The sequence below is a fragment of the Kitasatospora sp. NPDC058406 genome (assembly GCF_042722765.1).
Classification (GTDB): Bacteria; Actinomycetota; Actinomycetes; order Streptomycetales; family Streptomycetaceae; genus Kitasatospora.
Window position 1 is genome coordinate 1 of sequence record NZ_JBHXKE010000101.1, and the last position, 14,300, is coordinate 14,300.

At 74.4% G+C, this 14,300-nt stretch carries 10 protein-coding genes and 1 pseudogene; 8 read left to right on the forward strand and 3 right to left on the reverse strand.

Annotated elements, in window-relative coordinates; genetic code table 11:
* A pseudogene (locus ACFWOG_RS20800) lies at positions 1-124 on the forward strand (ABC transporter permease); the annotation flags it as partial.
* A 193-nt stretch (positions 125-317) separates the two neighbouring features.
* On the opposite strand, the gene ACFWOG_RS20805 reads toward ACFWOG_RS20800, so the two are convergent.
* Complete coding sequence (locus ACFWOG_RS20805) at positions 318-1,778, reverse strand: NCS2 family permease (protein WP_329877071.1); 1,461 nt, start codon at positions 1,776-1,778, stop codon at positions 318-320.
* A 246-nt stretch (positions 1,779-2,024) separates the two neighbouring features.
* Between ACFWOG_RS20805 and ACFWOG_RS20810 the strand changes: the two genes are divergently transcribed.
* The 3 genes from ACFWOG_RS20810 to ACFWOG_RS20820 are packed head-to-tail and all read left to right on the forward strand — an operon-like array spanning position 2,025 to position 5,207.
* Positions 2,025-2,327, forward strand: coding sequence for a DUF2530 domain-containing protein (locus ACFWOG_RS20810; protein WP_329877073.1), 303 nt, complete (start codon positions 2,025-2,027; stop codon positions 2,325-2,327).
* A gap of 52 nt (positions 2,328-2,379) precedes the next feature.
* Positions 2,380-4,929 (forward strand): HAD-IC family P-type ATPase, encoded by a 2,550-nt coding sequence (locus ACFWOG_RS20815; protein ID WP_380360149.1) that lies wholly within the window; start codon positions 2,380-2,382, stop codon positions 4,927-4,929.
* Positions 4,930-4,970: 41 nt separating this feature from the next.
* On the forward strand, positions 4,971-5,207 hold the full coding sequence (locus ACFWOG_RS20820) for a hypothetical protein (protein WP_329877077.1): 237 nt from the start codon (positions 4,971-4,973) through the stop codon (positions 5,205-5,207).
* A 111-nt stretch (positions 5,208-5,318) separates the two neighbouring features.
* Here the strand turns inward: ACFWOG_RS20820 and ACFWOG_RS20825 are convergent, their stop codons facing one another.
* Positions 5,319-8,606: a sacsin N-terminal ATP-binding-like domain-containing protein gene (locus ACFWOG_RS20825; RefSeq protein WP_329877079.1), complete on the reverse strand. Its 3,288-nt coding sequence runs from the start codon at positions 8,604-8,606 to the stop codon at positions 5,319-5,321.
* 276 nt (positions 8,607-8,882) lie between these two features.
* Positions 8,883-9,764 carry a DUF3027 domain-containing protein gene (locus ACFWOG_RS20830; RefSeq protein ID WP_329877171.1) on the reverse strand — a complete coding sequence of 294 codons (882 nt, stop codon included), beginning with the start codon at positions 9,762-9,764 and terminating at the stop codon, positions 8,883-8,885.
* A gap of 791 nt (positions 9,765-10,555) precedes the next feature.
* Here ACFWOG_RS20830 and ACFWOG_RS20835 point away from each other — a divergent pair.
* The 4 genes from ACFWOG_RS20835 (at position 10,556) to ACFWOG_RS20850 (ending at position 14,296) form a co-directional block, all read left to right on the forward strand.
* Positions 10,556-11,890, forward strand: a complete 1,335-nt coding sequence (locus ACFWOG_RS20835) for an MFS transporter (protein WP_329877173.1) — start codon at positions 10,556-10,558, stop codon at positions 11,888-11,890.
* 139 nt (positions 11,891-12,029) lie between these two features.
* Positions 12,030-12,563, forward strand: coding sequence for a hypothetical protein (locus ACFWOG_RS20840; protein ID WP_380360152.1), 534 nt, complete (start codon positions 12,030-12,032; stop codon positions 12,561-12,563).
* Positions 12,564-12,573: 10 nt separating this feature from the next.
* Positions 12,574-13,458 (forward strand): futalosine hydrolase, encoded by an 885-nt coding sequence (locus ACFWOG_RS20845; protein ID WP_380360154.1) that lies wholly within the window; start codon positions 12,574-12,576, stop codon positions 13,456-13,458.
* Positions 13,451-14,296 carry a 1,4-dihydroxy-6-naphthoate synthase gene (locus ACFWOG_RS20850; protein WP_329948957.1) on the forward strand — a complete coding sequence of 282 codons (846 nt, stop codon included), beginning with the start codon at positions 13,451-13,453 and terminating at the stop codon, positions 14,294-14,296. Before ACFWOG_RS20845 ends, ACFWOG_RS20850 begins: the two co-directional genes overlap by 8 nt.
* The last annotated feature ends 4 nt before the right edge of the window (positions 14,297-14,300 follow it).

The window sequence follows — 14,300 nt, forward strand, 5'->3', positions numbered from 1 at the left end:
GCGCGGACTGCTGCTCGGCAGCGAGATCGGCCACAACGGGTGGCTCGCCGTCGCCTGGTGCCTGGGCCTCGCGGCGCTCGGCTACCGCTGGTCGACCTCGACGTTCAACCGCGACCCGAAGTAGCCGCCATGGCGGCACCCACCACCACCCGCCACTCGCCCCGCCCCGGGGCGGCGTACCCCGACACCCCGTCGGCCTGCGCCGCCCCGTCCGCGTTCCCGGCCGGACGGAGCGGGCAGCCACCGCCCCGCACGACGAATGCCGAGCCCCGGAGGCCGCACGCCGCGCACGGTGTCCGCCGCAGCGTGCGGGTCCGTCAGAGCAGGCCGAGGGCCGGCATCAGGTAGTAGAAGGCGAAGACGGCGGAGACCGCGTACATCGCGACCGGGACCTCGCGGCCACGCCCGGCGGCGAGGCGCAGGATGCAGAAGGTGATGAAGCCGAAGCCGATGCCGTTGGTGATGGAGTAGGTGAACGGCATCATCACGATGGTCAGGAACGCCGGGATCGCGATGGTGTAGTCGGCCCAGTCGATGTCCTTGATCGAGTTGGCCAGGATCAGGAAGCCGACGGCGACCAGGGCGGGGGTGGCGGCCTGGGCGGGGACCATGGTGGCGAGCGGGGTGAGGAACAGGGCCACCACGAAGAGGCCGCCCGTGACGATCGAGGCGAAGCCGGTGCGGGCGCCCTCGCCGACGCCTGCGGTCGACTCGACGAAGCAGGTGTTGGCCGAGGAGGAGGTCGCGCCGCCCGCGGCGGTGGCGATGCCGTCGATCATCAGGACCTTGTTGATGCCCGGCAGGTCGCCCTTCTCGTCCAGCAGGTGGGCCTCGTCGGCGACGCCGAGGATGGTGCCCATCGCGTCGAAGAAGCAGGACATCAGCACGGTGAAGACGAAGAGGACGCCGGTGAGGACGCCGACCTTCTCGAAGCCGCCGAAGAGGCTGACCTCGCCGACCAGGCCGAAGTCGGGGGCGGCGACCGGGTTGCCGGGCCAGGCCGGGACGGTCAGGCCCCAGTTGAGGGCCGGGATGTCGGCGATCTTGTCGATGACGACCGCGAGGCCGGTCATGACCGCGATCGAGACCAGGATCGCGCCGGGCACCTTGCGGACGATCAGCACCAGGGTGAGCAGCAGACCGAGCACGAAGATCAGGACGGGCCAGCCGAGCAGGTGGCCGCCGGTGCCGAGCTGGAGCGGGACGGTGGTGTGGGCGGCGTCCGGGATGCGGCTGACGAAGCCGGAGTCGACCAGGCCGACGAGGCTGATGAAGAGGCCGATGCCGATCGCGATGGCCTTGCGGAGGCCGAGCGGGACGGCGTTCATCACGCGCTCGCGCAGGCCGGTGGCGACCAGCAGCATGATCGCGAAGCCGGCCAGCACCACCATGCCCATCGCGTCGGGCCAGGTCATCTTGGGTGCGAGCTGGAGGGCGACGATGGTGTTGACGCCGAGGCCGGCGGCGAGGCCGATCGGGACGTTGCCGATGACGCCCATCAGCAGCGTGGTGAGGCCCGCGGTGAGCGCGGTGGCGGTGACCAGCTGGGCGCTGTCCAGGTGGGCGCCGTTCATGTCCGTGGCGCTGGCCAGGATGATCGGGTTGAGCACCAGGATGTACGCCATGGTGAAGAAGGTGGCGATGCCACCGCGGATCTCGCGCGGCAGGGTGGAGCCGCGCTCGCTGATCCGGAAGTAACGGTCCATCGCGCCGGACGGGGGCTTCGGCGCGTCGGAGGTGGGCTCGGGCGACTCGGCGGTCGGCTGGGCCACGGGCATGCTGCATCCTCTGGTGGGGGCTGAGGAGAGGGGGACCCACCCGGAGCGACGGTGGCCGGGCGGCCCGGTGGGACGGGCACGAAGCAAGGTGTTCTGAGCATGCCGCGGCCGACCGGGGACACAAGTATGAGTTCCCTGTTCGCTCGTACGCCATCTTCGCGCGTAGAACGAAGGGGTTTCCGGAAAGAAAGAGACAGCTGCGGCACGGAATCGGACAAGCGCCCGCCGCACCGTACCCTAGAGCCCATGCCGAAGACGCCGTTGCACCCCTCGCCCCCGTCGCTGGAGGCCAACGACGTCGCCATCGTCGGCGGCGGCACGGTGGTGTGGTTCGTCGCCTTCCTGGTGCTGCTGCCCTTCTGGGGCACCCTCTCCGACCACGGCCACGGGAACTGGCCCTGGATCTGCCTGGCCGGCAGCGGCCTCGGCCTGATCGGCCTCTGGTACTGCCGCGCCCGCCGGGACGCCATCGCCCGCAGCCGGGCCGCCGAGGCCCGGGCGCAGGCCCCGAACGGGAACGGCACGGACCCGGCCACCCGGTCGGACTGAATAGTCCTTTAGTAGCACGCATCGGACATAAGGCACCCGTAGAGTCGGTGCCATGACGCAGCCTGCCCAGCCTGCCGAGGACCGGCCCACCGAGGAGAAGCCCGAAGGCGCGCACCCGCTCGGGCTGCTGCCCGGCCGGCGCGGCGGCCTGACCGCCGACGAGGTGGCCGAGCGGGTCGCCCGCGGCGAGGTCAACGACGTCCCGGTCCGCTCCAGCCGCTCGGCCAAGGAGATCGTCCGGGCCAACGTCTTCACCCGGTTCAACGCGATCATCGGCGTGATGTTCGGGATCATCCTGATCGTCGGCCCCCTCCAGGACGGCCTCTTCGGCCTGGTCATCGTCGCCAACACGGCGATCGGCATCATCCAGGAGCTGCGCGCCAAGAAGACCCTGGACAGCCTCGCGCTGATCGGCGAGGCCAAACCCCAGGTCCGCCGGGACGGCACCGTCCAGCAGCTCGCGGTCGGCGAGATCGTGCTGGACGACACCGTGCTGCTCGGCATCGGCGACAAGGTGATCGTCGACGGCGAGGTCACCGAGGCGGACGGCCTGGAGATCGACGAGTCCCTGCTCACCGGCGAACCGGACCCGGTCCTCAAGCAGCCCGGCGACCAGGTGATGTCCGGCAGCTTCGTGGTGGCCGGTGCCGGCGCGTTCACCGCCACCAAGGTCGGCCGCGAGGCGTACGCCGCACAGCTGGCCGAGGAGGCGAGCCGGTTCACCCTGGTGAAGTCGGAGCTGCGCAGCGGCATCGACAGCATCCTGCGGTTCATCACCTGGCTGCTGGTGCCCACCGCGATCGGTCTGATCATCAGCCAGCTCGCGGTGGAGGGCCGGGACTGGAAGGAAGCGGTCCGCCGGATGGTCGCCGGGATCGTGCCGATGGTGCCCGAGGGACTGGTGCTGCTGACCTCGGTGGCCTTCGCGATCGGAGTGGTCCGGCTGGGCCGCAAGCAGTGCCTGGTGCAGGAGCTGCCGGCGATCGAGGGGCTGGCCCGGGTGGACACCGTCTGCCTGGACAAGACCGGCACCCTCACCGAGGGCGGCATGGACGTCGTCGACCTGCGCCTGATCGAGACCGGTCCCGACGGGAGCGACCCGGACCGGGAAGGCCGGGGCCCGGTCGGGCGGAGCATCACGGGCACCGGGGACGGCCAGGACGGCCCCGAGGCCCGGGACGGTCTGGACGACCGCGGCACCGTCAAGGAGATCGTCAAGCAGGCGCTGGGCATGATGGCCGGCGCCGACGCCCGCCCCAACCCGTCGATGCGCGCCGTGATCGACGCCTACGGCGACGGCAGCGGCGAGCGGAGCGGCGGCTGGCGGGTCATCGAGGCGATGCCCTTCTCCTCCGCCCGCAAGTGGAGCGGCGTGCAGTTGCTGGAGCCGCAGGGCGGCGAGGCCACCTGGCTGCTCGGCGCACCGGACGTGCTGCTGCCGGACGGCCACCCGACGCTCGCCGAGGTGGACGAGTTGGGTACCCAGGGCCTGCGGGTGCTGCTGCTCGGGCGCACGCCCACCCCGCTCGACGCCCCCGACCCGGCCGCCGGCCTCCGGCCGCTCGCCCTGGTGGTGCTCCAGCAGCGGCTGCGCGACGACGCCGCCGACACCCTGCGCTACTTCGAGAGCCAGCGCGTCCAGGCCAAGGTGATCTCGGGCGACGCCGCCGTCTCGGTCGGCGCGGTCGCCGCCCACCTCGGGCTGCCCGGCGCCGACCACCCCTTGGACGCGCGCACCCTGCCCACCGACCCGGAGGCGTTCGCCGACGCCGCCGAGCGGACCACCGTCTTCGGCCGGGTCAGCCCGCAGCAGAAGCGCGAACTGGTCGGCGCCCTGCAGTCGCGCGGCCACACCGTGGCGATGACCGGCGACGGTGTCAACGACGTGCTGGCGCTCAAGGACGCGGACATCGGCGTGGCGATGGGCACCGGCAGCGACGCCACCAAGGCGGTCGCGCAGATCGTGCTGCTCGACGACTCGTTCGCGACCATGCCCTCGGTGGTCGCCGAGGGCCGGCGGGTGATCGGGAACATCGAACGGGTCGCCGGGCTCTTCCTGGTGAAGACGGTCTACTCGGTGCTGCTCGCCCTGCTGGTGATCTTCACCCATTCGCCGTACCCGTTCCTGCCCAGGCACTCGACCGTGCTCTCCACGCTCACCATCGGCGTGCCGGCCTTCTTCCTGGCACTGGCGCCCAACAACGAGCGGGCCCGGACCGGCTTCGTCCGGCGGGTGCTCCGGCTGGCGATCCCCGGCGGCATCATCGCCGGTACAGCCACCTTCACCGCGTACGCACTGGCCCGTGCGGACCATGCGACCGACCTCGAATCGGACACCAGCGTCGCCACCCTGACGCTCTTCCTGGTCGCCATCTGGGTGCTGGCGATCGTGGCCCGGCCGTACAACTGGTGGCGGCTGCTGCTGATCGGGACGATGGGCGGGGCGTTCGCCCTGGTCCTGACCGTGCCGTGGCTCTCCGACTTCTTCCAGCTCTCGCTGTCCGGCACCCGGGACCCGTGGATCGGCGTCGGGATCGCGCTGATCGCCGGAATTCTGCTGGAAGTGACCTGGCGCATCATGCGACGCAGGACGGATGATTGACCGCACTGGACGGATCGAGCCCGAACCGGGGGGGGTTCCGCATGGCGCGCAGGGGTGGGGAGTTGGAGGCGTTCACCGCCTTCCTGGGCGGCCTGCTGGCGACCGGTCTGCTGGCCCTGGCGCTGGTGGGGGCCGGCACGCTCGCCGGTGTCGACGCCGGACCGCGGCTGGTGAAGGTGGCGACGGCCCTGCTCGGCGCGGTCTGGGTGGTCGTGACGCTGGGGATCTACCTGCGACTGATCGCGCGTGGCCGGACCCGCTCCGGCACCCGCTCCTGAAACGCCGGAACGGGTGCGGGAACAGCTGCGGGACCTGACACCGGAACGGGCCCGGGCGGCGACCCGGGCGGCGACCCGGGCGCCGGAGCAGGCCCGACCGGGCCGCCCCGCTCAGCCCTCGAAGTCCCGGGCCGCGGAGAGCTCGTAGGCCCGGTCGGGCTCGCTGAGCGCGGCCAGCACCTCGAACCGCCGGTGCCACTGGCCCACCGACCAGGCGAGCCCTGCGGCCAGCCCTTCCGGAGTGGCGGCGTGCAGCAGACCGGGCACCGGCGGGACCTCGAACTCGTCGTCCTCGTCGGCCTCTTCGGCCGACTCCGGGTCGTACGGCGCCTCGGGTGCGTCCGCCCCGGTGTCCCAGCGCCAGTCGACGGCGGCCTCGCCGCCGTCCGGGCCGACCACCAGCAGCTCCTCGTGCTCCTCGTAGGCGACCGGACAGCCGGGCAGCAACTCCCGCACCACGGCCGGCACCCGGTGCAGCGCGCCCTCGGAGAGCACCCGCCCGCCGGCCACCTCGCTGGCCAGCGAGACGTGCAGCCGCTCGGCGAGGTCGGCCGCCAGCGCCGGAGCCACCGGCAACAACGCGTGGTCGTGCAGGAGTTGAACCAGGTCGGGGGCGTCCGCGACGACCGCGTCGGCAGCGTCCACGATCACCGTCCGCGACGGGCGGCGGCCGGTGGAGCGGTCCAGCGGCGGCAACGCCCGCACCACGTCCAGCGGTTCGATCCGCTCGACCGGCACGCGGGCCAACGCACTGTGGATGCCGTGCAGTTGGCGGTGCCCGACCTCGGCCTCCGGGTCGGCGAGCCGGTCCAGCACCTCGTCCGGCCCGTGCGGCTCGGCCAGCAGCGCCGTCAGCGTCGTGCGGACGCCCAGCGCGTGCAGGAACTGTTCGTCGAGCGCGGTCCGCGCCTCGTCGTAGAGGCCGCGGAGCAGCGGGTCGGCGCCTGCCGCGCGCAGCCCGGCCGGCTCCCGGCCGTCCAGCACCGGGTGGTCACGCAGCCACCAGGCGGTGTACGGCGGCAGGTCGGCGTACGAGCCGTCGGGCAGCAGGGTGCGGACGGGGGTGACCACGGCGTCCCGGTAGGGCGGCCGGGCGAGCGCGGCCAGCGCCTGCGGCCACGCGTCGTCCTCCACCAGATCGAGGTCGCGGACGGCCAGCAGCTCGGCGGCGACCGGTGGGAGGCCCGTCGGGTTGCCCGCGTCGGCGTTCAGGACCTCCAGCACGTCCTCGGCCCACTCGGCGAGGCCGTCCGGCGCCTCGTCGATCAGGCCGGTGGGGTGACCGCCGGCCGCGCGGTCGGCGGGCGCGGTCGGGTCGAGCCGCTCCAGGTCGTCCGGGTCGAGCACCACGTCCTCGGCGCGGACCAGCACGAAGTCGGCCAGCACGCCGACGGCGGTGAGCACCTCGGGGCCCCAGCGCTCCAGCAGGTCGTCGTCCACCCAGCCGGCGTCGTCCTCCCGGGCCAGGGCGGCGAACGGGCTGTCCGGGAGCACGAGTTCGCCCGCACGGGCCGGCTCGCCCTCGTCGTCGAGCAGCGCGAGGCGGCCCAGCCAGGGGTGCTCGCCCACGGCCGGGGCGGCCGCCTTGACCAGGGCCAGGACGGCATCGGCGAGGTCCGCGGCGGCGTCCGGGTCGTCCTCGGCCACCTCGTAGGAACGCGCGACGGCCGCCCGCACCTCGGGGGTGTCCAGGACCCCGGCCGGGGTGGCGGCGCCGGCCCCGAGCTTGGCCAGCAGCGGGTGCGCGGCCTCGGAGTGGGCGAGTCGGAGGTCGAGCACGGCCAGCGCGCCGGCCAGCGACTCGGGATAGCCGGGGAACGCCGCCCAGTCGGCGTCGTCGGAGGGCAGCAGGACGCGGCGCGGGCCGGTGACGGTCCGTCCGTCGGCGAGCGGGACGGGCAGCGCGCCGAGCGCCTCCGGGTCGGCCCCGCCGAGCGCCGCGTAGAGGTTCCGCCACCAGGCCGGCTCGCGGTCCAGGCCGCCGAGCTGGTCGACCACCTCGGCGAGCGGCACCCGGCGCACGTTCAGCACCCGCAGTTCGGTCCGGCGCTCCAGGCCGGCCGGCAGCAGGCCGGGGAAGATCGGCGCCAGCGCCTCGACCACCGAGCCGTCCGCGCCTTCCAGCAGCGTCGCGTCGCGGGGGCGCAGCGCGGGCGTCCCCTGCGCGACCGGCGCCGGGTGGGGCAGGAACGGCGTGCCGGGCAGCCGGGAGAGGATCGCGGCGCGCAGCGCGTTGTCCAGCGCTCCCTGGCCGAGCGGCCCGGGGACGAGCCCGAGCGAGCCGAGGTCGCCGCCCCGGGAGCGCAGCAGGTCGGCGTAGCAGTCGGCGGCGCGCTCGGTGAGGAAGTCGGCGAGCGGGCCCGGGGCGACGTGCCGGCGGGTGGAGTCCAGCGGGTAGGAGGCGATCAGCAGCGCGGGCAGGCCGAGCGGCTCGTCGCTGGGCGTGGGCGCGTGCAGCACCGGGTCGACCCCGGGCGCCTGCGGGGTGCCCTCGGGGTCGACCGGAACGGCCCAGGTCACCGTCCAGTACGGGCGGGAGCGCTCCTCGGTGGGACGGTCGGCGAGCAGGGCCGCGTCCAGGGAGCCGGAGGCGCCGGCGGTCTGCCAGACGGTCCGTCGCAGCCTGCCGCCCGCGTCGTCGGTGACGGTCACCTCGGTGACGCCGTCCGGACGCGGCTCGGCGGCGCTGCGGGTGAGGACGCGGGTGCTGTCCGGGGTCTCCACGACGATCTCGGAGAGGCCCGCGAGGGTCAGCAGCAGGGCGTCGTCAACGGCGGCCAGCAGACGACGGGTGAGGTCCTCGGCGGCCGCGTCGCGCAGCGGCAGGACGACCACCGTGTCGTAGCCGTCGGGCGCCGGGCCCTCGGCCGCGAACGGCAGCCGCAGCAAAGGCACATGACCGTCCCTCCGGCGCAGCTCCTCGGTGAGTGCGGGCTGGGCCTCGGCCAGCGAGCGGGCCTCGCCGAGCGACCAGCGCACGCCGCCGGCCGCGCCGAGCACGGCGGGTTCGTCGGTGACGGCGAGGACGGCGGCGAAGCCGACGCCGAACCGGCCGACGGTGGGCCGGCCCCCGGCCTCGGAGTCGCGCTTGGAGGAGGCACGCAGGGTGGAGAGCGACTCGACGGCGGCGGCGTCCAGCGGCGCGCCGGTGTTGGCGGCGGCCAGCACGCCGTCCGCCAGGGTGAGCCTCAGCCGGCCGGGGGCGCCGCCCGCGCGGGCCGCGGCGTCGGCGGCGTTCTGCGCCAACTCGACCACCAGCCGGTCGCGGTAGCCGCCGAGCGCGAGCTCCTCCTCGGCGTTGGCGTCCTCCCGGAACCGGGCCGGGGAGGCGGCCCAGGCGTCCAGCACACGGCGGCGCAGACCGGCGCTGCCGAAGTGGTCCGCGAGGTGCTCGTCCATTCCGCTGCCGATGATCCGAGGTTCCACTGGACCTGCCGCCTTCCGCCGCCCTGTACTTCGTACGGGGCATTGTCCCCCGCCCGGGGACCCCCGGCCGACCGGGGTGGGTGCGCACCGCGGTCCGGGCCGATCAGGAGGGGTGCGGCGGCGTCCGGCGGTGCGGGGCGGTCCGGCGCCGGGAGCGTGTCCGCCGGCACGGAGGCGTCCGGACGGGCCCGTACGACGGCGTCCGGCCCCGCCCGGGTGGGCGGGGCCGGACGCGGAAAGCCGTCGGGCTCAGGAGTGGCCGAGCTCCTCGGCCGGGGCGTCGGGCTCCACGGAGCCGGAGGTGCGGTCGGGGTGCAACTGCATCGGCTCGACGACCAGCTCGTCCAGGATCAGCTCGGACGGCGCCGGCGGGGCCGGGATGACCGCCGCCTCGGAGTGGCCGCCGCAGCCGTACGCGAAGGAGACGATCTGGCCGTCGGCCGGACCGAACTCGTTGCCGCAGGCACCGAACGCCTGGCCGAGCGTGCCACCGATCGGGATCAGGAAGCCGCAGCTGACGCAGGAGGCCGGGGCCGACTGCGCCATCGGGGTCTGCGAGCCGTGCGCCTTCTCCCAGCGGTCGGCCGCCAGGTGCAGACCGAGCCGGGAGAGCACCCGGCTGCGGCCCAGGCCGAGCTCGTCGGCGACGGCGCCGATCTGGGCGCGGGCCGGGGCGGGCTCGACGTGCGGGTCGCTGACCACCACGTCCTCCTGGGCGACCTGGGCCACCACGGAGTTCGGCGCGGGCTCGTCCTCGCCGGTCCAGCCCGGTTCGAGGCGCAGGTCGTCGGCGTCGGTGGGGAGCAGGTCACCGGGTCCCATGTCACCCGGACGCAGCCGCTCGCTCCACGGCACCCACTGCGGGGCGAGGATCGCGTCGGAGCCGGGCAGCAGCACGACCTCGTCCAGCGTCACGTTCTTGGCCCGCGGGGCGCGCGCCACGGTGACCGCCCAGTGCCAGCCGCGGTAGGCCGCGTCGAGGCACTCGAAGGTGTGGGTGACGACACGGTCGGCCTCCGCCTGGACGCCGAGGTGCGCTCCCACGGTTTCCGTGCCGACCGCCTCTTCCGCAGCCTGGCGGGCGAGTTCGACGGCCTCGGCACAGAGCCGATCAGGGGTACGGCTTCGCATCGCAGCACTCACGGCGTCGATTCTCTCCCAGTTCTTCTGTCACCCACGGCGTGTTGCCTGTCCGTCGCGGCTCGGTGTCCCTCGTCCATTCTGCGCGACCGCGGCCCGCCTCGGATACCGGCCGCGCCGCTCGCCGGGTCCGACGGGCGCCGGCCGATCGCTCGGGCGGACCCTGGGCAGGCTACCCGTCGGTCGGCCACCCGGCACAGTCCGGGGCCGTCCCTGTGCCGGGACGGCGGTGCGCGAAAGCGCCGGAGAGCGGTACCCGCCGTGCTCACGGACCGTGCCCGGCCGCGCCGCGCGGAGCGGAATCTCGCGTTGCCTTCCCGATTCTGGGGCAGGATGGCCTTGTGGCGGACGAAAAACCGTCGCAGCACGTACTGCGCCCCTCGCAGGCCGGCAGCCCCGACGAGGCGAACGCCGTGCCGCGACAGCAACCCCCGGTCCACGGTGCGGGCGAACCGCAACCGGTGGACTCCTTCACGACGCCCGCTCCCGCGTCCGCGTCCGGCCCCGTCGCCTCGCCCGCCGACTCACACCCCGACCCGCATCCCGACCCGCATCCCGACGCCGCCGACGTACCCGGGGACCTCACGGACACCGGGACGTCCGGGGCGTCTGGGACGACCGTGGATCTCCGGAAGGCCGCCGGGACCCCCGAGGTCGAACAGCAGACCGGACAGGAGACCGGACAGGCCGGACCGGGAGAGGAACCGGAGGAGGAGGACGGGGAGCGGCGCCGCAACTTCCTGGTCCGCACCGCCTCCGCCGCCGGCTCCCGCACCGGCAAGATGGTGCACGGCACCGGCCGCCGGATCCGTCGGGCCACCTCCGCCGAGGGCGCGGGCGAGTCGGGCCTGGCCAAACTGATCGAGCTGCACGCGCTGAACTCCTTCGGCGACATGCTGATCACCGTCGCGCTGGCCTCCACCATCTTCTTCTCCGTCCCGACCGGCGAGGCCCGCGGCCGGGTGGGGCTCTACCTGCTGATCACAATGGCCCCGTTCGCCCTGCTCGCGCCGGTGATCGGCCCGCTGCTGGACCGTCTGCCGCACGGACGGCGGGCCGCCATGGCGATGTCGATGCTGGCCCGGGCGGTGCTCGCCTGGACGATGGCCGGCGTGGTGACCGGCGGCGGACTGGCGCTCTACCCGGAGGCCCTGGGCGTGCTGGTCGCGTCCAAGGCGTACGGCGTGGTGCGCAGCGTGGTGGTGCCCCGGCTGCTGCCGAGCCGGCTGTCGCTGGTGAAGGCGAACTCCCGGGTCACCCTGGCCGGGCTGCTGGCCACCATGGTGGCGGCGGGGGTGGGCGGCCTGCTGCACCTGATCGGGCCGGGCTGGCCGCTGCGCGGGGCGTTCCTGGTGTTCGTGGCGGGCACCCTGATGGCCTTCCACCTGCCGCACAAGGTGGACTCGGCCAAGGGTGAGCAGCGGGCCGTCCTGCACGCCGAGGAGCACGGGCCGGGGCACCACGGCGTGCTGCACGGCAAGGCGGACGAGCCGGCGCCCGCCGACCAGCGGCCCAAGGCGTCGCTGCGCACCGTCGGACCGTCGGTGATCCTGGCGCTGCGCGCGATGTCGGCGCTGCGCTGGCTGGTGGGCTTCCTGGTGATGTTCCTGGCGTTCCTGCTCCGCGAGGAGCCGATCGGCAGTCTCCAGCCGACCCTGGCGCTCGGGATCGTGGCGCTGGCCGCCGGAACGGGCAACGCGCTGGGTTCGGTGCTCGGCGCCATGCTGCGCACCCGCGGCCCGGAGGTGACGGTCACGGCGATGCTGCTGCTGGCCGGCTGCGCCACGGCGGCGGCCGCGCTCTGGTACGGCGCGGTGACGGTGGTCCTGGTCGCCGGGGCCTCCGGGGTGGCGGCGTCGCTGGGCAAGCTGTCGCTGGACGCCCTGATCCAGCGGGACGTCCCCGAGTCGGTGCGGACCTCCGCCTTCGCCCGGTCGGAGACGCTGCTGCAGATGTCCTGGGTGGTCGGCGGCGCGGTCGGCATCCTGCTGCCGCTGAACGGGGCGCTGGGGCTCTCGGTGGCGGCGGCCGTGGTCGGCGCGGTGCTGCTCTGGACGGTCCGCTCGCTCTTCCGGGTGGGGTTGCGACACCGCTCGACCGCGCCCCGGGTGGCGTGAGGCGCCCCGGCGCGCCCCGGGGTGACACGGCACGCGCGGGCCCCTCGGGTGCCGTGGGCGCCCCGCACCGGCCGAGGCACAACACGCGGTTGCCGACCCCCGCGTAGCGTGATCGGGAAAGCCCGGTAGCCTCTGACGCATGAGCCTCAGCACCCGTGTCATCGCCGCCCTCGGCGCCGTCGTCGTGATCGGCGCCGGCACGGTCGGCGGGTCCATCGCGTTCGCGTCCGGCCAGCACGAGATCAGCGACCACCGCGTGACCCTGACGGTCGGCAATTCCTCGTTCGCGGCGGACCCGTTCTGCTTCAACGACGGCAGCCCGCTGACCGACCTGCAGCAGGAGGAGTGCCAGGACAAGGCCGCCAAGGCCCTGGAGAGCGGCACGCTTCCCAAGTCGGACGTGGTCGTCAGCGACCGGATCGGCGTCGGTGTGAGCCCGGAGGTGGCCGACCGCGGCTGGTGGGCCAACACCAACGGCGGCCAGCAGGGATCCGGCGGCCGGTTCATCCTGGCCTCGGCGGCCAAGGACACCACCTACTCGGGCTCGGTCCCCGCCAGCAAGGCGCTCAACGCCTCGGGCAAGACCCTGATCACCGTGGTGGAGACCGACCCGGACCAGCCCGAATCGATCTACGGCGTCTGGTACTTCCAGCTGAACACCCAGGACAACTGACGGCCGTCCGGTGACGGCACGACTTCCCGACGAGCAGTCGGGCCCCGCGCGGGCCCGGCTGCTCGTCGTCGTCGCGGTGGCCCCCGAAGCCGAGGCCGTGCTGCGCGGTCTGACCGCGGCCGGCGCCTGCGCGTCCCCCTCCGCTCCCGCGACGGCTCAAGCGACCGCTCAAGCGGCCACTCACGCGACCGCTCACGCATCCGCGGGTCCGGCGGCTCCCGCAGCCCCCGACGTGCGGTGGCCCGGCGGCGCACCGGACCGGGTCGAGCACCCGTCGGGCGTGACGGTCGACGTGCTGGCCGGCGGGGTCGGCCCCGCCGCCGCAGCAGCGGCCACGGCCACCGCCCTCACCGCCGCCCGTTACGACCTGGTGGTCTCCGCCGGGATCGCCGGCGGCTTCGCCCCGCAGGCGCCGGTCGGCGCGACCGTGATCGCCGAGCACATCGTCGCCGCCGACCTGGGCGCGGAGACCCCCGAGGGCTTCGCCGACGTCACCGAGCTGGGCTTCGGAACCGTCCGGCACACCCCCGCCCCGGCTGCCGTGGCACTCGCGGCCGAGGCGCTGGCCGCCGTCGCCGGCCCCGTCCTCACCGGCACCGTGCTGACCGTCTCCACGGTGACCGGCAGCGCCGGGCGGGCCGCCGAGCTGGCCGCCCGCCACCCGCGGGTGGCGGCCGAGGCGATGGAGGGGTTCGGGGTCGCCGAGGCGGCGGCCCGGCACGGGGTGCCGGTGTTCGAGCTGCGCACCGTCTCCAACCCCGTGGGCCCCCGCGACCGGGCGGCCTGGCGGATCGGCGACGCGCTGGCCGCGCTGGAGCGCGCCTTCGCCGCCCTCCCCTACCCCGAACTGCTGACATCCTGCCGGAACGCGTCGAAGGAGGCCGGCCGTGGCTGAACGGCTGAGCATCGCCTACTCGCCCTGCCCCAACGACACCTTCGTCTTCCACGCCTGGGCGCACGGACGCGTCCCGGGCGCGGACGTCCCCGAGGTCACCTTCGCGGACATCGACGTCACCAACGGCCTGGCCGAACGCGGCGAACTGGACGTCCTCAAGGTCAGCTACGCGGCGCTGCCCTGGGTGCTGGACGAGTACACGCTGCTGCCCTGCGGCGGCGCGCTCGGGCGCGGCTGCGGCCCGCTGGTGCTGACCCGCCCGGACAGCGGCGACGACCTGAGCGGGAAGACGGTCGCGGTGCCCTCCGAGCGGTCCACCGCCTACCTGCTGTTCCGGCTCTGGGCCGCCACGGCGGTGCCGGGCGGCCTGGGCGAGGTCGTCGTCCTGCCGTTCCACGAGATCATGCCCGCCGTCCGGGACGGCCGGGTGGACGCCGGGCTGGTCATCCACGAGGCCCGGTTCACGTACCGGGACTACGGCCTGCACTGCCTCGCCGACATGGGCGAGGCCTGGGAGCGGGAGACCGGCCTGCCGATCCCGCTCGGCGCGATCATCGCCAGGCGCTCGCTGGGCGCCGAGCGGCTGCGGGCGCTCACCGAGGCGATCCGCGCCTCCGTCCGGCAGGCCTGGGACGACCCGGCCGCCAGCCGGGAGTACGTGCTGGCGCACGCCCAGGAGATGGACCCGGCCGTCGCCGACCAGCACATCGCGCTGTACGTGAACGAGTTCACCGCGGAGCTGGGCGAGGAGGGTCACGCCGCCGTGCGCGCGCTGCTCACCCGGGCCGCAGCCGAAGGGCTGGTGCCCCCGCTCGGCCCGGGTGCGCTGGACTTCTAGGGCG